Source organism: Candidatus Pelagibacter sp. Uisw_092 (genome assembly GCF_047729545.1).
In the GTDB taxonomy this organism is placed as follows: Bacteria; Pseudomonadota; Alphaproteobacteria; order Pelagibacterales; family Pelagibacteraceae; genus Pelagibacter.
This window is the reverse complement of record NZ_CP159824.1, coordinates 420,502-439,433: the sequence shown is the minus strand read 5'-3', so window position 1 is coordinate 439,433 and position 18,932 is coordinate 420,502. Positions and strand designations below refer to the sequence as shown.

Below are 18,932 nucleotides of genomic sequence, written 5' to 3'. Positions count from 1 at the left end.
TTTTTTATTAATTAAGTTTTCTTAAGAGAGTACTTCTTTCTTAAATTTGAAAAAAATCTTCTTATAAAAGCTACACCAGCTCCTAAAGTTATAGCAAATAAAATTGAAAATAATCCATAAAAAATTGGCATTTCAGTCGATAGTTTTTTAATAAACATTGATAATGGGTTTAGATCATTAACATCAATTTTAATAGCTTCTGTTACTGTATGTTCAGCAAAGAAAGTCTCGTAAGCAATTGCTATTCCAACTAACAACAACAAAACTGCAAGTAAAGTTTTTAATCCCGCGCTATCAACTGACTCACCTAATTTTTGTCCTACTTGCACACCAACTACAGATCCAAGGACTAACATTGTAACTAGAATTAAGTCAATTGAACCATAGTTAAAAGCATGAAGAAAGGTTACAATTACACTTACAAAAATAGTTACAAATAAAGATGTACCTGGAATTAATCTTGTTGGCATTCCAATTATATAAATCATCGCAGGAACTAAAATAAAAGCGCCACCTATTCCCATAATTGCTGCAATAAATCCAACCATTAAACCAATAATAATTGGTGTAAAAGCACTTTCATATAACTTCGATTTTGGAAAACGCATTCTTAAAGGAAGACCATGTATCCAGTAATGTACATGTAATTTCTTCTTAGTTATAATTTTTTTTCTAGCTTTATCTATTTCACCTAAGCCTTCTACCAACATTGCAGTACCAATAATTGCTAAGATGTACATATAGGCTAATGAAATAACGATATCAATTTTTCCAATTCCTTTAAAATATGTAAAAGTCCATATTCCTAGAAGTGTTCCAAAAACACCACCAACTACAATCATTAAGCCCATTTTATAATCAAGTGTGTTTTTTAGATAATGTGTGGTGGAACCAGATACTGATGTTGCAAGAATATTGTTTGCTTCATTAGCAACTGCATATGTTGGGGGCACACCTAGAAAAATTAAGAAAGGTGTCATTAAAAAACCACCACCAACACCAAAAAGTCCTGAAAGAACTCCAACAATTCCACTTAAAGCAAAAATAGCTATTATGTTTACTGAAACTTCTGCAATTGGTAAAAAAACATCCATATAGTTATATGAAATGAATATGCCTCCAATATATTGTTGTCAATAAATAGATTAATGTAAAAAGATTTAGTTAATATTAATTAGAAAGAAATTAATGTTCCTACTATTAAAATTCCCCAGTATGCAGATAATCCAAAAAATATTCCTGTTTTTAACTTATTATTTAATATTTGATTTGGAATTTTTTTTAATAAATTGGACATTTAACTCTAATTAACATTAGACTAATATTTGTCAAACTATAATTTGATTTTAAGAATATTTTTTAACTCTTAGTAAATAGTTGCTCCAAAGACCTTAACATCATCACCTTCAACACCAAGGACTAACCTTCCAAGGAACTCACCTTCGATTTCTTTACTTTTTTGTTTAAATAAGACTGTAATATTCATCCCTCGTCTTAAACACCCAAAAGCATCATAATCTTCAGAAAGACTAGTTAACAATTTATTATTGGCCCACTGCTTACCTAATTCAACTTCATTAGCACCAAATAACATCTGGGTTCCAAAATCTTTAGTGAACCCACCGTAATCTTTCATATTTGAGGTTTTAACAAGATTATTCCAAATTGGCTTAGCAATTGCTATAATCTCATCATCAGATTTCTCTAAAAGATTCATAATTTAAATTTAACTGTTTTAAGAAGCTTTTCTCTTCTCGTTCTCGTCAACTATGTGGTAAACCGGCACTTTTTCTAATGAAAATTTCCCAGTTTTTGGATCACGCCTTGAAACTGTTAGGCAATGCCAATTGTCATCATCTAGCTTCATATGATCACCTCTGTAATAGTAACCAGGCCAACGTGTTTCTTCACGAAACATAGTATGTTCAGTTACACATTGAGAAGTTAAAGCTCTGTGTTTTAACTCCCAAGCTCTCATAAGTTGGTGCAAATCTTCAGCACCTACTTTTTCTAAATCTTCCTCTAACCAAGCAAGTAATTCTAGTCCTCTTTTAAGCATATTACCATTAGTCATGTAGTTAGTAGCAATTCCTCCAACATATTCGTCCATAATTCTTTGTAGACGTTGAAGACCTTGAATAGGTGAAATGTAACTAGGTGAAACTGTTCCACCAGTAATTTCATTTTGAGCTACTTGATAAGTCTCAAGGGGTTTAAATATAGCAGTTTTAAAGTCTTCACACTGTTTATCCGTAACTTTAATACCTTCTGCTTTTTTATCCTCAATATATTTTACTGCAGCTTTTGCAGCTAAACGACCTTCAGTAAATGATCCCGAAGAAAACTTATGTGCACTTCCACCTACAGTATCACCTGCACCAAAAAGACCATCAATTGTTAACATTCTATTATAACCCCAGAAATATTCTGGTGGAGATAAATCTTCAGGTCCACTAACCCAAGCTCCAGAACAAGTTGCATGAGAACCCATAACATAAGGTTCAGATGTGGTTAGTTCAGGATTTGTGTATTTAGGATCAATATTTTGAGAAGCCCAAACAACCGCTTGACCAACAGTCATACCAAGGAAGTTTTCCCAACCAACAGTTTCTAGGTGTGGATCTTGGAAAGCTTCAGTGGTTACCATGTGAATGGGTCCACCACCTGCAATAGTTTCTTGAATAAATGCGTGGTTTCTTAAACATGTGGGAGTTGGATGATGATCAATGTATTCACCAACTAATTCTTTAGTTTGATCATACCATTTCTTCTCATAGTTCTCTCCATTTGCATTTTGAGTATATGTTTTAAGGTGCAAGAAGTATGCTCCAACTGGACCATAACCATCTTTAAATCTACATAACACAATTCTGTTTTCCATTTGTGTCATTTTAGCACCAACAGCAATAGGTAATGCATAAGCAGAACCATTACTCCAAGGTGCGTACCAAGTTCTTCCCATTCCTTCACCAACTGCTCTTGGTTTGAAAATGTGAGATGCTCCACCTGCTGCAACAATTACAGTTTTTGATCTAAATACATGGAAGTCACCAGTTCTCATATTAAAACCAACAGCTCCACCTACTCTATTTTCTTGAGCCTCATCCATTAAAAGATGAGTAATCATTATTCTATTATAAATTTTATCAGCTGATTTTTTTGCAGCTTCTGCAACAATTGGCTTATAACTTTCACCATGAATCATAATCTGCCATTTACCTTCCCTAAGGTAACGACCTGTTTTTTCATTTTTCATCATTGGTAAGCCCCACTCATCAAACATGTGAACTGTTGAGTCAACGTGACGAGCCATATCGTAACCTAAATCTTCTCTAACCATTCCCATTAGATCGTTACGTGCATATCTTACGTGATCTTCAGGTTGGTTTTCACCCCACTGCATACCCATGTAACAGTTAATAGCATATAAACCTTGAGCAACCGCTCCACTTCTGTCGATGTTAGCCTTTTCAACACAAATAATCTTCATGTCTCTTCCCCAGTGTCTAGCTTCAAAAGTAGCACCAGTTCCAGCCATACCACCACCAACAACTAGAACATCACAATCTTCAAAATGAGTTTTATGTTTAGCCATTAGTAGTAAACTCCTTTTTTAAAGGTATCTTTTGGTACAGATGGTAATTTACCATCAATATTTAAACCATTAGGCTCAGTATAAAGCATTTGAGAATTGATCTCACCTTGATTAGGTTTTTCGCCTTCTGCTAATTTTGGAATAAATTTTCCCCAGGGCTTTGTTGTAATTGGAGATACAAAATCTTTTGTAGTTCCATTTCTAAATTTAATTTTCCAAGAGATAGTTCCTTTTTCTTCTTCACGCCTAACTCTAACACTGTGACCCATAGGAGCAAAGTCTGCATAGCCACGAACATCAATTGCATGATTAGGACAAGCTTTTACACAAGAATAACATTCCCAACAAAAGTTTGGTTCAATATTTACTGCTCTTCTAATATTTTCATCGATGTGCATTATATCTGATGGACAAATATCCACACAGTGACCACATCCATCACATCTCGTCATGTACACAAAAGTTGACATATTATATTACCTCTCTCTTTTTAATAGTGTTTTGGTTGTTCTCTTTTAATTCCTAGCCCAAATTGTTTTGGTGCATCAGCTAATGGAGGAAGATTGTCTCTTGATCCATCTGCTTCTGCTAAGTTTTTTTGGATTGCTGCACCAGGTTTGTAAATCATGTGTGCAAATTTTGACCAATAAACTCCCCCAAATAAAACAATGTTTGAGGTAATAAATAAAATTAAAAATAAATATCCTAATCTAGCTGATCCTGAAGATTGAAAGTATGACCAAGCTAGTCCAGTAGTAGCACATGCAAGAAGTGCTAGAACAAATAAGTCAGCTTTAATAACTCTGTACCAAGGATGAGCTTCTGCTAATACATCCACTCTTAAAAATAACCAAAACCAGTATCCACCAACACAAGTCATTATTGCTCCAACATGCCAAATTATAGGCCAGACTGTTGGTGCTGCAGTTCCTGTTCCAGTGTAACCAAAAACTAATACGACTGATGCAACCCAAAATAAAATAGTTCCATACATTCCCATAACATGAGCAATTCTTCTTTTGCCAGCTCCTAGCTCTGCAGTAGTTGCAATATCATGCACTACAGTTTTTAAAATAACTGAAGTTTTTTCTCCCACACCAAGTTCTCTTTCGGCAGCTAATTTTGCTTTTTTTGCATTATTGAAAAAATAAGTAACATTTTTATGATGTATCATTTGAACAACTGTTCCAATGACAATTAGAGCTAACATTGCTAAAACAAAGCCTTGAATTACAGAAGGAGAAATTGATACAGCTAATGCAGAAAATGGACTGATTGACATCATATAGAATATTACCCTTTATAACTATTTTGTTGAATCTTAATTTTGAGTTTTTAATATAGTTAAAATGATAGATCAACCGTTATTAGGTGCGCTATTTAACAATCAAAATACAACTTACACTTTACGTTTATAATGCTGTTTTAAAGGAATAACTGATCTTACGCCACCTTGTGGATTTTCAACATCACCCTCTCTTCTTGGAATTAAATGAATATGACAGTGCATGATTGATTGTCCAGAAACAACACCAGAATTTACTCCAATATTAAACCCTCTAACTGAAGGATCTTTTAATATTATTTCTTCTTTAATTTGTTTGATAAGATTATTGCAGTCAATTACTTCATTATCATTTAAATCAAAATAATCTTTAACATGTCGCTTTGGAATTATTAAACAATGAAATTCAGATACAGGATAGATATCATAACTAGCATAAGCCAACTCATTTTCAGCAGTTAAACAACTTTGTTTAGAGTTACAGAATAAACAGGGATTATTTGGATCAAACATAATCTTATCTATAGATAGAGCATTTGTTAACTTCGTTTTTATAAGAATTAGATAGTTTTTTGTAAAATTTTAAACTTTTTCTCTTCCACTTAATTTCATTAATATTTTTTATTGACACAACACCTTTTCCAGAACCAATAAGGAGAATTTCATTATATTCAGATAAAGTTTTAATCAATATATCTTTGTTAATAATCATACCTAATTTTTTATTAAAGAATTTATAGGTAATACCCTTGTATATATTATTTAAAGGAGAGTAAACTTTATCACCTTTGATAAATAACATATTTGAAGTTCCACTTTCTAAAATCATGTTTTTGTAACAAAGACCAACGTCTGAAGTAGTGTTATCCATTTTAGATAAATGTTTTAATATAAATCTATATTTAAGATTTTTAAATTTTGGATCAAAACGTTTGTAACTGATAAGTTTTAAATTAAAATCTAATTTAGGAGTTTTTCTATTTCTTAAAGAAATTGATATCATTTTTTTATTTATAGCAACTCTAAGAAGATGATTGTAAGATTTTTTTTTATTAATATTTAATTTAATTAATCTAAGAATATTTTTTTCAAGATTTGGGGTATTTAATTTATAAATTTTTAAAGACTTAACTAAATTTTCAATATGTTTTTTAAAAAAAAGTATTTTAGCAGGTTTTCCAAAAATCCACATCGTAGTGAACACACCATTATCCCCCAAAGATCTCTAAAATTAATCTCTTTGTAAGTTTTATGCTGATAAGATTTTTTTAATAAGTAAGTTACCATTTTCAGTTAAAAAAGATTCAGGATGAAATTGAAAGCCATATATTTTCTCTTTATTATTTTCTATTGTCATTGCTGTATTTGAAATAACACACCTCATTGTAATTTCAAAATTTTTCGCAGTAAATGGCTCTTTTAATTTTAGAGAGTGATATCTACCTACAGTGAATTGACTATTTTTTTTGAATAATGAGTTTTTGCTAGTTACTTTTATTTTAGATTGAAAACCATGATAAATCTTCTTTTGTTCAATTATTTTTCCATTTTCACAATGCAAAATTTGTTGAAACCCAAGACAAATTCCAATAATTTTTTTTTTACCTTTGAATTTTTTATAAATCTCTGAACTAATTGGATAGTCTTTCGGTGCACCTGGACCAGGTGAAAAAACAATAATATCTGCTTTTTTTAATTTATTTTCATTTATTTTATTAAAATTAGTGCAAACCACTTCATCAAAATTTTGAAATTGATGTACTACGTTGTGAGTAAAAGAGTCTTGATGATCAATAATATATATCATTTGTAAAGATCCATTAATGACTTTGCTTTAATATAGTTTTCATTAAATTCATGAGTAGCATTGCTGTCAATTACTACTCCTGAAGCAACAGAGATTTCTGACTTACCTTTAAAATTTAATATTGATCTAATAATAATATTAAACCTCATATCCCCATTAAACTTTAAGTATCCAAAACTACCTGTGTAAATATTTCTATTTTGTTTTTCCTGCTTATTTAACAAATCTAATGTACTAATTTTAGGACATCCTATTACAGAACCCCCTGGCATCATTGCTTTTATAATCTCTAATGAAGTAACTTTATTCTTTAGTTGTCCTCCAATTAAACTCACGTAATGATAAAGATCCTTATATTCTTCAACTATCTTTTTTTTTAAAATTTTTACTGAACCTGATTTACAGATTTTAGATAAATCGTTTCTTTCCATATCAACAATCATGTTGTGTTCTTTGGTTTCTTTTAAGTTTTTTCTAAAAAAAGTAAGGGCTTTATCTTTATTTAATTTTTTAGTTTTCTTTAAAGTGCCTGCTATTGGTTTTGTGGTTATGAAATTATTTTTTTTTGTTATCAGATTTTCAGGTGAACAGCTTATTATTGAATAATCTTTATCCTTAATCATAAAAGCTTCAGGAGCCATATTGCTTTTTACAAGTCTGCAGAAAAAGTCTAAAGCATCTATTTCAGATTTATTACTATATTTAGTGCAGATTTTAATCTGATATGTTTCACCTAATTTTATTTTCTTTTTAAACTTATCAAATATTATTTTATATAATTTTTTATTAATATTTATTTTAAACAAATCACTAGAATTTGATGATCTAGTTTTTTTATACTCAAGATTGTTTGAAAGTTTTACTTTTGTTTCAGGTTTGTAAAATATTCCTTTAGGGAAATTTATTGTTTTTTGTTTTTTTATTTTTACGTCAATTAAACTGTTAAGTATTTCATAGCCAAAAAAACCAATAAATAGGTCTGTTTCTTTGCGGATAGATTTTAATTTAGTATTTTTGTTAATGAATTTTTCGATGTTGTTATTGTTTAAAATAATTTTTTTTGAAAAGTCCGTATAAAGATCAAACCCTTTATCTGATTTATAGATTATAAAAGGTTTTTTTGAATTATCTAAATCTAGTAAGTATTTTTTCTTATTCAATTTTCTATTCTATTTTTAGTCTTAGAACTGCTTCTTCCTTAATTGGTAAATGTATTATTGCTGCAAAAACAGATAAAGCAATTGCTAAATACCAAGCATAATCATAAGAGCCATATAAATCATGAAATAATCCTCCAAGGAAAGCTCCAAAGAATGAGCCTACTTGATGGCTTAAAAAAACTATTCCATATAATACACCTAAATATTTTGTTCCAAAAATATGAGCAACTATACCACTTGTTGCAGGCACTGTTGATAGCCATAAAAAGCCAAAGCTTGCACCAAAGATAAATGCATTAATATTGCTTGCTGGTAAGAAGATAAATAAGATTATTGAAACACCTCTTAATGCATAGATAGAACTTAAAATAATCTTTTTACTAATTTTTGTAGAAAGATATCCACTTAATAAAGAGCCAAAGATGTTAAATAGTCCAATTAAGGATAAAATTGCAGCGGCTGTCCAACTTTCTAAACCTCTATCAATTACATATTTTGGAACATGAGTTCCAACTAAAGTTATGTGAAAACCACATACAAAAAAACCAGATGTGAGTAATACGTAGCTTTTGTTTTTAAAGGCCTCTTTTATAGCATCAAAGGTACTTTGATCGTTAGGTTTTTCAATGGATTGAGCTAAAGAAGGAGATCTAACAAAAAAAGCCACTATCAATCCCACAAATAAGAATATTGTGAATACAAAAAGTGTGTCCACCCATCCATTTTTGACTAAGGAATAACTTGTATAAAGTGGAGAGATAAAATAACCCAAAGAGCCGACAGCTGTGACAATACTCATGGCTAAGGTTCTGTTTGATAATGGGAAATGTTTTCCAACAATTGACATTGGAATACTAATTGCAGTTCCACCTAAACCAATTCCAACTAAAAGTCCCAAGTCTATTTGAAAAAAAATTCCAGTATTTGGACCAGTATACAAAAAGTAAATTCCTAAAATATAAAAAATAAAAGCTAAGCAAATCGCTTTATGTCCACCATATTTATCGGCGATGGCTCCAAATATAGGCCCTGTTAAACCCCACATTAACATTTGAATGCCTATTGCTAATCCAGATTGAGTTATTGAAATATCTAAATCATTTTTAAAATCCATGAAAAATAGACCAAAAGTTTGTCTAACTCCAAGAGAAATTAAAACTACAATACAGGCTGCAATCAGCGTTATTAAAGCTGTTTTATTTTTAATAAATTTTTCTGAACTCATTTAACATGTTTAAGAGATTTTTTTAAATCATCAATGAGATCTTTTGGATCTTCTAAACCAATATGCAGTCTTACTAAGTGTTCGTCTTTAGCTAATTTTAGATATTCTCTATTACCTTGTTCACGTTTGTCCTGATATAACGCAAGGCTTTCAAATCCACCCCAACTATAACCATAACCAAATAGTTTTAAAGAATTAACAAACTTGATTACAGAGTTTTTATTTTTTGATCTAATTTTCAAACCCATCAATCCTGAAGCACCAGAATAATATTTTTTCCACATTCTAAAATTAAATGAATCTTTTTTATGTGGATATAAAAGTTTTATATTTTTGTAATTAGATAAAAATTCAGCTACTTGTTTTGCACTTTTTTCATGCTTATCTAATCTGACATCTAAAGTTCTAAGTCCTCTTGTAATTAAATATGCATCATCAGGACCAAGTCTTAAACCAGTTATTTTATTTGTCTTATCAACTTGTTGAAAAACTTTTTTATTTACTGCAAGACTTCCACCCATAACATCTGAGTGGCCTGAATAATATTTCGTAGCAGATACAATGGACATATCAAACCCAAGTTTAATAGGCTTTAAAAAATATGGTGTTCCCCACGTATTATCAATTGCTGAAAAAATCTTATTTTTTTTTGCAATTGATACTATTTTTCCTAGATCTTGAAAATCAAATGTATTGCTTCCAGGATTTTCAACAAAAATTAATTTTGTTTTTTTTGTAATCGCTTTTTCTAAAGTTTTCAAATCATGTGGGTCATAAAAAATGGATTTTATATTAAATTCTTTTAAAAAATTTTGAGTTAAAATTCTCGTAGGTGAATAAGTTGGATCTGCTACGATAATCTCATCACCAGGTCGTACAACACTAAAAATAGATAAAAAAACTGATCCAAACCCCGTTGGTGTTAGAAATACATGATAACACTCTTCCATTTCTTTGAGTATCCTTGACAAAACATGAGTTGTTGAGGTCCCTTGTCTTCCATAATCAAAATGTCCACCTGTTGGATCTTTTTTGCTCTTATTCTGCATTTTTCTAATATCTTGCATGGATTTGAAGATAATAGTCGAAGCCCTTACTACAGGTGGGTTAACTGACTGATTATGGTAATCTTTTGCTGTATGTTTAAGAAAAGTCTTGAATGATTTAGTCATAAAAAATTTGATAAGTTAATGGGACAATGCTATATCCCTGGAATTACGTCAATAAAATTATATATAGGATAATATGGGTTACCCAAAAAAACATAGAGGTCGAAGAAAACAGGGCTCTAAAAAAAGAAGAGCAAAAAGAAAAAATAAGAAAAAGTAGTTCTCTTAATGGATAAGATTCAAAAAGCGAGATCCATTAGTATCTTGGTGTTTATAATTCCGTTTTTAGCAATAAACGCCTGTTTAATATTAATTACACAATTCCATGAGTTATTTCCAAACCAAGAAGACATAGTCCATAATTCCTTGTGGCCTTATCTCGATGGAGGGCTCTCTATTAGTAGAGCTGCTAGACCTTATCCAAGTTGGTTAATCTTTAAGCCAGCCATGTTTTTAACTTCCTATTTACTAATAAGATATTGGTATTACAATAAAGCTATAATACTCATTTTTAATAAAGATTATAAACATTTAAAAAAAATTGTTTTTTTTGGTGTGGGGTCAGCAATTGCTCTAACTGTTCATTCAGTATTTTTAGGAATACAAATTGATAATAATATTTATAAATTATTTAGAAGGATAATAATGCTTATTTTTATTCTTTTTGAAGTTGCAGCACAAGCTTATCTAGTTGCAGCACTTTACTCTTTTAGAGATAAGTTGATTGAATTTATTAATGTTAAAATTTTAAGATTAAAATTAATATTAGTTTCAATATTAATAGTTACTGCAATAATTTCAGTTCCTATAATTAGTTGGCCTGGTGATACATTTAAATTTTTAAAACATGCACTTGAATGGGATTATTTTTTAGGTGTTATTACTTTTTATTTATTAACATATTTTATGTGGAAAAAAAATTAACTTGTAATCCAACCACCACCTAAAACCTTATATCCTAAATTATTTTTTGAATAAAAAACACAAGCTTGTCCAGGAGCAATACCATGTTCTTCCTCCAATAAATTTACGTTAGCTGATGTGTTAGTTATATTAACTTTTGCTTTAATCAATCTTCCTGTAGACCTTACTTTTACAAATAATTCTTTATTAAAGTCGTCTCGATCAGTGGTTATAATATTTAAATCTTTTAAGCTAATTTTAGTTTTAGCAAGATGTTCTTTGTTACCAACTATGATTTCATTTCGATCTGCAATAATTTTTATTACATATAATGGATTTTTATCTGAAATTCCTATCCCTTTTCTTTGACCAATAGTGTAATTAATAATTCCATCATGAACACCTATAACTTTGCCATTCATGCTTTTTATGTTACCCTTACTAAAAGAATTGGGTCTAAACTTTTCTATAACCGACGCGTAATCTCCATTTGGAACAAAGCAAATATCTTGACTGTCAGGTTTATCAGCAACATTAAGATCAAGTTGTCTAGCAATATTTCTAGTTTCATTCTTAAGAAGATTTCCTAATGGAAATCTTAAAAAATTTAACTGGTCTTTTGTAGTGTTAAATAAAAAATAACTTTGATCTCTACTTAAATCAATTCCTCTGTACATGTCTGTATTATTTAAATCTGTAATACTTTTTACATAGTGACCAGTAACTAATGCATCTGCTTTTAGTTTTTTGGACTCTTCAAATAAATCTGTAAATTTAACTGTTTTATTGCATTGAACACATGGGATTGGTGTTTCACCATTTAAATAACTATCGATAAAGTTATCAATAACACCTTCTTTAAATTTACTTTGATAATAAAGAATTTTATGTTCTATCTTTAATTTATCAGCCACTCTTTTAGCATCCAAAATGTCCTGACCAGCACAACATTGCTTTGAAGAAGCTGTTTCTTTACTGTCGTTATAAAGTTTTAAAGTTATTCCAATGACGTTATAACCTTCATTTTTCATCATAGCTGCAACTGTTGAAGAATCTACACCTCCAGACATCGCAACAACAACTAAAGTATCTTTTGGGTCTTTAGCTATTCCAATTGAATTCAATTTTGCCATATTTAATGATATTTATTAGTATATCAGATATAAGTAAATCAAATGATTTTAGATTACGAGCCTGGTGACAAAGTTACTAATCCAGGCAATAAAGACTGGGGTATTGGGCAAGTTCAGTCAATAATTAACGGCAAGGTTACAGTTAATTTCGAGAATGTTGGAAAAAAAGTAATTAACTCAGAAATAATTAGATTGGAAAAAATTTATAAATGAATACTGAAGAGGCAAAAAAGATTACTTTATCGCTAATAGATACATTCAATAAAGCAAGTCAGGTAGCTTTAGACTTAAGAAAAATTGGTTTAATAAAAGAAATAAAATCAGATAACACACCAGTGAGTAATGGTGATATTGAAGTTAATAAAATTTTAACAAAAAAAATTCAAGAAATAACTCCAAATATAGTAATTGTTTCAGAGGAAAGCGCTAATCACAAACAGGATGAGAATTTAAAAAATTTTTGGCTAATAGACCCAATAGATGGAACAAGAGATTACATTAATAATAGAGACGAATTCACATTAAATGCTGCATTAATACTAGATAAAAAGCCAGCAATAGGAATTATTACAGCTCCAGCAAAAAAAAGAGTTTTTTATTCTTACGGTATATCCAATAGTTATGAGCTTATCGATGGTTGTGAAATATCCTTAATAGATAAAAAGAAAAATTATAATGAATTAATTGCAGTAAGTTATTCAAGCAAATTAAAACCAGAAATTTTAGAAATCCATAAAAAATACAAAATTACCTCTCATCAAAAAATGAAGAGCTCATTGAAATTTTGTGTAATAGCAGCTGGAGAGTTTGATATGTATGTAGCAGAGCCAAGGGCATGTGAGTGGGATATAGCTGCTGGACACGCTATATTAGAGCATGCTGGTGGAAAAATAACAGATTTTAATGGCCTTGAAATTTTATACGGTAAGCCTGAGTTTAAAAACCCAAGTTTAATTTTAAAAAATAAAAATATACTCTAATGGATGAACAATTAAGAATAATTTTAATAATAATAGTTTCTGTATCAATATTTGGTCTTTTAGTTTTTGTCTTTGTTAAAAACCATATAAGAAATGTAGTTAATCAGTTAGCAAAAGAAGATAAAAAAAAATCAAAGTAGTTTAATAATTTTTGAGTATTCCGATTGATCAATATCCATTATTCTTTTTGAGGTTTCAAAATCAAATCCATTTCTTGCAAGCAGTGAGATATCTTTTTTATAAAACAAGGGTCTATTATCTTCTGCCCTAGCAGGTCCTATCCTTTTTTTCTTACATATTTTAATTCCTGAGAAGAAATCTTGATCAGAATTATTTTCCTTAATCTTTTCCAGTGTTTCTTTAATGTAAGTATCGTTAATTCCTTTTCCCATTAGATAGTATCTAATCTTGTTTATAGAACTACCTTTTTGGATTAAGCTACGCGTCTTACTTTCAGAATAAAATTTATCACTAATAAATTTACTTTTTTCAAGATCTACTAAAACAATATCAATTAGATCAGTAATATCTTGTTTTTTAACATTAGGTACATTTGCTTTAAGATATTTCTTCAATAAATATGTTCTTAATTGCTGTTTAGAGGGTGCGTATTTTTCAATATATGCAAAAGAGAAGTTTCGCATTTCTTCCATTGTAACTTCTAGTGTTTTTTTTCTATTTCTTATGGGAATCATGTTATCTTGTAATATAATATACTAAAAAATGATCGAGCAAATTTATACATATTTTACTGTAGAGATGATTTTTCTGTGGTTAAACCTTGGCGTTTTACCTTTTTGGTTGGTATTGATAATCTTTCCACAATCACAAATATGTAAAGTTTTTATAACCTCTATTTTTCCAATTTTTATTTTAAGTCTAGCTTATGGCTATTTACTTCATTTATTTTTTAATGAAGGTTATGATTTTATTGGAAATTTTGAACTTTACCTTGGTTTAGGTGCTGTTAGTAATTTATTTACATATAAGGCTTTCACAATTTTATTTTGGACACATTTTTTAGCAATGAATTTATTTTGTGGTGGATGGATTGTTAAAGATTCACAAAAACTTGATATAAATAAAATTTTAATTTCTCTACCACTTTTAATAACATATTTTATTGGACCTATTGGTTTAACTCTTTATTGGGTGATAAGAATTTTTTACGCTAAGAGAATTAGTTTATATGACTAAACAAATAGATTTTTATTTTGATTTTATAAGCCCGTACTCATATTTAGCTCACAAAAAAATTCAATCCTTACCAAAAAATATTAAAATAAATTACAAGCCTATTTTATTGGGAGGTCTTCATAACCTACAAGGAGTAACAGCACCTGCTTTTATTAAACCTAAATTAAAACATATGATAAATGACTGCGATCGAATTGCTAAAAAAAATAAATTAGATTTCTTGTGGAATATAAAATTTCCATTGAACTCTTTATATATTATGCGTGGTTACCTTTATATTGGTTCTGGTATTAAAAATTTGTATATAAATAATATGTTTAATGCTTACTGGAAAGATAACTTGGATATTTCTAATGAGCAAATTCTAATTGGTCTTTTAGACAAATGTGGAATCAGAAAAGATAAATTCTATGAAGGTATTAAAGATCAAAAAATTAAAGATACACTAAAAGTTCTAACAAAAGAGGCCTGTGATAAAGAAATTTTTGGTGCTCCGACATTTATAGTTAATAATAAAATTTTTTGGGGTCAAGATAGATTGGGATTCGCTTTAGACGAATTAAGTAAATAATTTAAATTATTTTAAAATCACTTTGACTTATCGCAGCAAAACCACCATTAATGTGTGAAACTTTTTCAAAACCCATTTCTTTTAATGTTTTAGCTGCAAGAGCAGATCTTAAACCGCCAGCACAAAATAAAACCATATCTTTACTCATGTCTAATTTACCACTTTTAAAATAAGGACCTTCAGGATCTAACCAAAATTCTAACATGCCTCTTGGTATATGATTAGAGTTTTCAACTCTTCCCATTTTGTCTAATTCACCTTTTTCCCTAATATCAATTAAACTGCATTTACCTTCATTAGATAGTTTCAATGCTTCATCAGCAGTAATAGTTTTAACTTCTTTTAAAGCTTCAGAGACAAGAGTTTGTGATGATTTGATGATCATAATAATATAAATAAGAATAAACAATTATAAAAAAAAATCACTATAAAAACAAGGTAACTAACGCTTCAAGAAAATTCTATTGCACCTGAATTTACTCTTAACTCTACAGGTAATAACACTTATTCCTTAAAAGATTCCCTAGGTAAATACGTTATTCTTTATTTCTATCCAAAAGATGACACTCCTGGATGCACCATTGAAACTAATGACTTTAATAAATTATTAACTAAATTTAAAAAACTTAATTGTGATGTGTTTGGTATTTCGAAAGATAACTTGAAAAGTTACAATAAATTTAAAGGAAAATACAAGATTAAATTTGATCTTTTAGCTGATGATGAGATTAAAATTGTAAAAAGTTACAAAGTTTGGGCAAAAAAAAGTTTATGGGTAGAGAATTTATGGGTGTTATTAGAAGTACTTTTTTAATAGATCCTAAGGGTAGAATTATAAAAATTTGGGACAATGTTAAGGTTAAAGATCATCCTAAAGAAGTTCTAAGCACCTTAAAAAATATTCAAGAATAAAAAAGGCCCCTATTAAGGGGCCTTTTTCTTCTAATTAATTGTATTATTAGTCTCTGATTGCGTAAGCTCTAACACCTATCTCAGCGACATCAGTTCCCAGTTTTTCAGCCTGCTCACTTATTCTTAAACCAATTAATTGTTTCAAAAGAAAGAATACAATGAATGAAAAGATAAATGTAAAGATTGTAACTGACAACACTCCAATTAATTGAGTTGTAAAAGTTGTACCAGCATTACTTAATATAACAGCTAAAGTTCCCCAAACTCCTGCGAATAAATGCACTGGAATAGCACCAACAACATCATCTAATCTTAATGAGTTTAATAAGCTAGTTCCAAAATACATAATCACAGATCCAACAGCACCTATACCAATTGCAAGCATTGGACTTGGAGCTAAAGGTTCTGCTGTGATAGAAACTAAACCTGCAAGAGCACCATTCAACATCATTACAACATCAGTTTTTCCACCAATCAGTCTTGTAACTAAAGCTGCTGTAACACAACCTGCTGCGCCTGCTAAGTGAGTATTCATAAATATTTTAGACATTGCATTTGCATCTTCAAATGTTCCTAAAGCTAATTGTGAACCACCATTAAATCCGTACCAACCCATCCATAAAATGAATGTTCCAAGAGCGGTTAATGGAATTGAAGAAGCCGCAAAAGGCTCCATAGTTTTTACATCACCTTTTGGACTAAATCTCCCTTTCCTAGCACCTACTAATATTACACCAGCTAGTGCAGCTGCACCACCACAAGCATGAACTAAAGTAGAGCCCGCAAAATCAGAAAACCCCAGGGATGCTAACCATCCACCACCCCACTGCCAACCCATAGTAATTGGATAAATTAATCCACCTAAGATTGCAGAGAAGATAAAGAAAGGCCAAATTTTTATTCTTTCAGCTACAGCACCTGAAACAATAGAACATGTTGCTGCAACGAATAACATTTGAAAAAACCAATCAGCACTTCCAGAATAACCTTGCTCAAGAGAATCAGTTAAGGTCCATGGTGTAAACGAACCAATAAAACCACCTTCTGGTATTCCGTAAGCTAAATTATACCCACCTAAATAAAAAATTATTGCAACAATTGAAAATTTTCCAATATTTTTTGCAACAATTGTTGAAACACTTTTGGTGGTTACTAATCCTGATTCAAGCATACAAAAACCTGCTGCCATCCACATAACTAGAAATCCGCATACTAAAAATGAAAATGTATTAAAAATATATTGAACTTCAGCAGAAACTGTTGTTTCCGCGCTACCAACACTTGTTAGACCTAAAAGAAAAATTAGACCCAGCGAAAACGTTGATATTATTTTTATTAATTTAGTCATTAAGACCTCCCTTTTTAGATTCTATGTATAATGGGGCTTAAACTTATGACTATTGTTTATGAGGAAAAAGAGTTATGTGGTATTTGCATATACTAACAGCCTTATTACATTTCTGTAAAAGGCTGTTAATTAATTTTAAAATCAACTATTTGTTGAACATTTCTTTAAGTGACTTAGCTGGTAAAAACTTAACTTTTTGAGAAGCACCGATTTGAATTTGCTCTCCAGTTCTAGGATTTCTTCCAACTCTAGCTTTTCTTTTTGCTACTTTGTAAGTACCAAATCCAGCGATTTTTACTGTATCATCACCTTTTAAAGCATCTAAAATAGTGTTTGTAATCGTATCGAAAGTACGCTCTGCATCAGCTTTACTTAGGTTTAAAGAACCTGAAAGTTGTGCAACTAATTGTTTTTTGTTCATTTTTTTAGCTCCGGTTTTATTGGTTTTTTTAACTATATTTTACATTAAAGCCCATAAATCAAGCTTTTTATTAGTGTTTCTTATAATAATAACCCCAATATATAGTGGATTATTAAATAAATGTTGATTTTAAAGGATTATTTAATATTTGAAAATATTCAATAATTAGAACAAACCTAAGTCTTTTATGTCATTAAACGTTGTAAAAAACATCAATGATAGCAATAAAAACATTCCGATTCGAAAAAAACCTTCTTGAGTTTTTTGTGATAAAGGACGCCCTAATACCTTTTCAATTCCATAAAACATTAAGTGCCCACCATCTAACATTGGAATTGGGAACAGATTTATCAACCCTAAACTAATAGAAATATAGGCCATAAGACTTATAAATGGTAAAATTCCAAATTCTGCAACTTGCCCACTGATTTTTGCAATTCGAATTGGACCACCTAATTGTGAGCTATCACCAGAACCAGTAATCATGCTTCCTATATATTTAAGAGAAGAAACACTCACATAATAAACTTCATTAACCGCATAAAACAGAGCTTTAGCTGGACCAAGTTTAATGTGATTTACTTCATTATTATAAGCTCCAAGTTTAATACCAACCATACGTTTGCTGATTTTATTCCCAAGATTATCCTCCCCTTCAACAATGTTAGGTTTTACTCTAAAGGTTAAATCTTGATCATATCTGTTGACTGTAAAATTGATAAATTCATCAGTAGACATCATGATATATTTTGAAACTTCCATAATACTTTTAACTTCATTACCATCAATTGAGACTACAATATCATTATCCTTAAGACCGGCTACCATTGCAGGACTATCTTTTTGAACTTCATTAATTACAGCTGGTGTAAAGTCTTTTCCAGCAAAGGAATAAACTGAAAAAAATATTAGAATTGCTAGTAAAAAGTTAGCTAAAGGGCCACCAAATACAATTAAGGCTCTTTGATACAAAGGCTTTAACACAAATAGCTTATCTTGATCTTCTTTACTATATTCTTTTATAATTTTATCATTATCAGCTTGGCTATAAACGTTTCTATCACCAAAAAACTTAACATATCCCCCAAGTGGTATGACACAAACTTTCCATCTAGTGCCTGATTTATCATTCCAACCAAACATTTCTTTACCAAAACCTATTGAAAAATCAGTAACCCCTACACCAAAACGTTTTGCAAAATAATAATGCCCATATTCATGAATAAACACCACGATAACAATTAAAACTATGAAGGGTAATATATAAGACAACATGATTATAATCT

At 30.0% G+C, this 18,932-nt stretch carries 24 protein-coding genes and 1 pseudogene; 7 read left to right on the top strand and 18 right to left on the bottom strand.

The features are described from left to right. Positions 1-11: 11 nt before the first annotated feature. The 12 genes from ABXT63_RS02335 to ABXT63_RS02280 all read right to left on the bottom strand — a co-directional run bounded on the left by ABXT63_RS02335 (position 12) and on the right by ABXT63_RS02280 (position 10,244). A complete protein-coding gene (locus ABXT63_RS02335; RefSeq protein ID WP_415321497.1) occupies positions 12-1,094 on the bottom strand; it encodes a sulfite exporter TauE/SafE family protein in 1,083 nt (360 codons plus the stop codon). 80 nt (positions 1,095-1,174) lie between these two features. Further along, positions 1,175-1,297: a hypothetical protein gene (locus ABXT63_RS02330; RefSeq protein WP_415321495.1), complete on the bottom strand. Its 123-nt coding sequence runs from the start codon at positions 1,295-1,297 to the stop codon at positions 1,175-1,177. 69 nt (positions 1,298-1,366) lie between these two features. Then, on the bottom strand, positions 1,367-1,717 hold the full coding sequence (locus tag ABXT63_RS02325; protein WP_415321494.1) for a hypothetical protein: 351 nt from the start codon (positions 1,715-1,717) through the stop codon (positions 1,367-1,369). A gap of 18 nt (positions 1,718-1,735) precedes the next feature. Further along, a complete protein-coding gene (aprA, locus tag ABXT63_RS02320) occupies positions 1,736-3,595 on the bottom strand; it encodes an adenylyl-sulfate reductase subunit alpha (protein WP_271493016.1) in 1,860 nt (619 codons plus the stop codon). Then, positions 3,595-4,065 (bottom strand): adenylyl-sulfate reductase subunit beta, encoded by a 471-nt coding sequence (gene aprB, locus ABXT63_RS02315; protein WP_415272245.1) that lies wholly within the window; start codon positions 4,063-4,065, stop codon positions 3,595-3,597. Before aprB ends, aprA begins: the two co-directional genes overlap by 1 nt. A 20-nt stretch (positions 4,066-4,085) precedes the next feature. Beyond that, complete coding sequence (locus tag ABXT63_RS02310; RefSeq protein WP_415321492.1) at positions 4,086-4,880, bottom strand: adenylyl-sulfate reductase; 795 nt, start codon at positions 4,878-4,880, stop codon at positions 4,086-4,088. Positions 4,881-4,994: 114 nt separating this feature from the next. Next, positions 4,995-5,393, bottom strand: a complete 399-nt coding sequence (locus ABXT63_RS02305) for an HIT family protein (protein WP_415321490.1) — start codon at positions 5,391-5,393, stop codon at positions 4,995-4,997. Between the two features lie 4 nt (positions 5,394-5,397). Next, positions 5,398-6,072 carry an aminotransferase class IV gene (locus tag ABXT63_RS02300; protein ID WP_415321488.1) on the bottom strand — a complete coding sequence of 225 codons (675 nt, stop codon included), beginning with the start codon at positions 6,070-6,072 and terminating at the stop codon, positions 5,398-5,400. Between the two features lie 57 nt (positions 6,073-6,129). After that, positions 6,130-6,687 (bottom strand): aminodeoxychorismate/anthranilate synthase component II, encoded by a 558-nt coding sequence (locus tag ABXT63_RS02295; protein ID WP_415321486.1) that lies wholly within the window; start codon positions 6,685-6,687, stop codon positions 6,130-6,132. Beyond that, positions 6,684-7,847, bottom strand: a complete 1,164-nt coding sequence (locus ABXT63_RS02290; protein ID WP_415321484.1) for a chorismate-binding protein — start codon at positions 7,845-7,847, stop codon at positions 6,684-6,686. The genes ABXT63_RS02295 and ABXT63_RS02290 overlap by 4 nt, the downstream gene beginning before the upstream one ends. Positions 7,848-7,851: 4 nt before the next feature. After that, positions 7,852-9,072, bottom strand: coding sequence for an MFS transporter (locus ABXT63_RS02285; RefSeq protein ID WP_415321482.1), 1,221 nt, complete (start codon positions 9,070-9,072; stop codon positions 7,852-7,854). Beyond that, positions 9,069-10,244 (bottom strand): trans-sulfuration enzyme family protein, encoded by a 1,176-nt coding sequence (locus ABXT63_RS02280; RefSeq protein WP_415321480.1) that lies wholly within the window; start codon positions 10,242-10,244, stop codon positions 9,069-9,071. Before ABXT63_RS02280 ends, ABXT63_RS02285 begins: the two co-directional genes overlap by 4 nt. A gap of 165 nt (positions 10,245-10,409) precedes the next feature. Here ABXT63_RS02280 and ABXT63_RS02275 point away from each other — a divergent pair, with 165 nt between their 5' ends. Beyond that, positions 10,410-11,105, top strand: coding sequence for a hypothetical protein (locus tag ABXT63_RS02275; protein ID WP_415321478.1), 696 nt, complete (start codon positions 10,410-10,412; stop codon positions 11,103-11,105). On the opposite strand, the gene mnmA is transcribed toward ABXT63_RS02275, so the two are convergent. Next, positions 11,102-12,217, bottom strand: a complete 1,116-nt coding sequence (gene mnmA, locus ABXT63_RS02270; protein ID WP_415321476.1) for a tRNA 2-thiouridine(34) synthase MnmA — start codon at positions 12,215-12,217, stop codon at positions 11,102-11,104. The two genes, ABXT63_RS02275 and mnmA, sit on opposite strands and share 4 nt — an antisense overlap. Before the next feature lie 42 nt (positions 12,218-12,259). Here mnmA and ABXT63_RS02265 point away from each other — a divergent pair, with 42 nt between their 5' ends. From ABXT63_RS02265 to ABXT63_RS02255, 3 genes are read left to right on the top strand one after another with little or no spacing between them, the layout of a single operon-like run. Continuing rightward, positions 12,260-12,430, top strand: coding sequence for a DUF3553 domain-containing protein (locus tag ABXT63_RS02265; protein ID WP_415321474.1), 171 nt, complete (start codon positions 12,260-12,262; stop codon positions 12,428-12,430). Next, positions 12,427-13,197 (top strand): 3'(2'),5'-bisphosphate nucleotidase CysQ family protein, encoded by a 771-nt coding sequence (locus tag ABXT63_RS02260; RefSeq protein WP_415321472.1) that lies wholly within the window; start codon positions 12,427-12,429, stop codon positions 13,195-13,197. Before ABXT63_RS02265 ends, ABXT63_RS02260 begins: the two co-directional genes overlap by 4 nt. Then, positions 13,197-13,337 carry a hypothetical protein gene (locus tag ABXT63_RS02255; protein WP_415321470.1) on the top strand — a complete coding sequence of 47 codons (141 nt, stop codon included), beginning with the start codon at positions 13,197-13,199 and terminating at the stop codon, positions 13,335-13,337. The genes ABXT63_RS02260 and ABXT63_RS02255 overlap by 1 nt, the downstream gene beginning before the upstream one ends. Here the strand turns inward: ABXT63_RS02255 and ABXT63_RS02250 are convergent. Continuing rightward, positions 13,329-13,892 carry a regulatory protein RecX gene (locus tag ABXT63_RS02250; protein ID WP_415321468.1) on the bottom strand — a complete coding sequence of 188 codons (564 nt, stop codon included), beginning with the start codon at positions 13,890-13,892 and terminating at the stop codon, positions 13,329-13,331. The two genes, ABXT63_RS02255 and ABXT63_RS02250, sit on opposite strands and share 9 nt — an antisense overlap. Before the next feature lie 28 nt (positions 13,893-13,920). Between ABXT63_RS02250 and ABXT63_RS02245 the strand changes: the two genes are divergently transcribed. Together ABXT63_RS02245 and ABXT63_RS02240 are read left to right on the top strand one after the other, a co-directional pair. Beyond that, entirely contained in the window at positions 13,921-14,394 is a 474-nt protein-coding gene (locus ABXT63_RS02245) for an ABA4-like family protein (RefSeq protein ID WP_415321466.1), read from the top strand. Beyond that, the gene (locus ABXT63_RS02240) at positions 14,387-14,965 is read left to right on the top strand and encodes a 2-hydroxychromene-2-carboxylate isomerase (protein WP_415321464.1); all 579 of its coding nucleotides are present in this window, start codon (positions 14,387-14,389) and stop codon (positions 14,963-14,965) included. Before ABXT63_RS02245 ends, ABXT63_RS02240 begins: the two co-directional genes overlap by 8 nt. Position 14,966: 1 nt before the next feature. Here ABXT63_RS02240 and ABXT63_RS02235 read toward each other — a convergent pair whose 3' ends face one another. Beyond that, complete coding sequence (locus ABXT63_RS02235) at positions 14,967-15,350, bottom strand: rhodanese-like domain-containing protein (protein WP_415321462.1); 384 nt, start codon at positions 15,348-15,350, stop codon at positions 14,967-14,969. Positions 15,351-15,428: 78 nt separating this feature from the next. Here ABXT63_RS02235 and ABXT63_RS02230 point away from each other — a divergent pair. Next, positions 15,429-15,877, top strand: a pseudogene (locus tag ABXT63_RS02230) (peroxiredoxin). 46 nt (positions 15,878-15,923) lie between these two features. Here ABXT63_RS02230 and ABXT63_RS02225 read toward each other — a convergent pair. From ABXT63_RS02225 to rseP, 3 genes are all read right to left on the bottom strand, one after another. After that, the gene (locus ABXT63_RS02225; RefSeq protein ID WP_415321460.1) at positions 15,924-17,225 is read right to left on the bottom strand and encodes an ammonium transporter; all 1,302 of its coding nucleotides are present in this window, start codon (positions 17,223-17,225) and stop codon (positions 15,924-15,926) included. A 145-nt stretch (positions 17,226-17,370) separates the two neighbouring features. Continuing rightward, on the bottom strand, positions 17,371-17,646 hold the full coding sequence (locus ABXT63_RS02220; protein ID WP_415321458.1) for an HU family DNA-binding protein: 276 nt from the start codon (positions 17,644-17,646) through the stop codon (positions 17,371-17,373). 165 nt (positions 17,647-17,811) lie between these two features. Continuing rightward, positions 17,812-18,921: an RIP metalloprotease RseP gene (gene rseP / locus ABXT63_RS02215; protein ID WP_415321456.1), complete on the bottom strand. Its 1,110-nt coding sequence runs from the start codon at positions 18,919-18,921 to the stop codon at positions 17,812-17,814. Between the last annotated feature and the right edge of the window lie 11 nt (positions 18,922-18,932).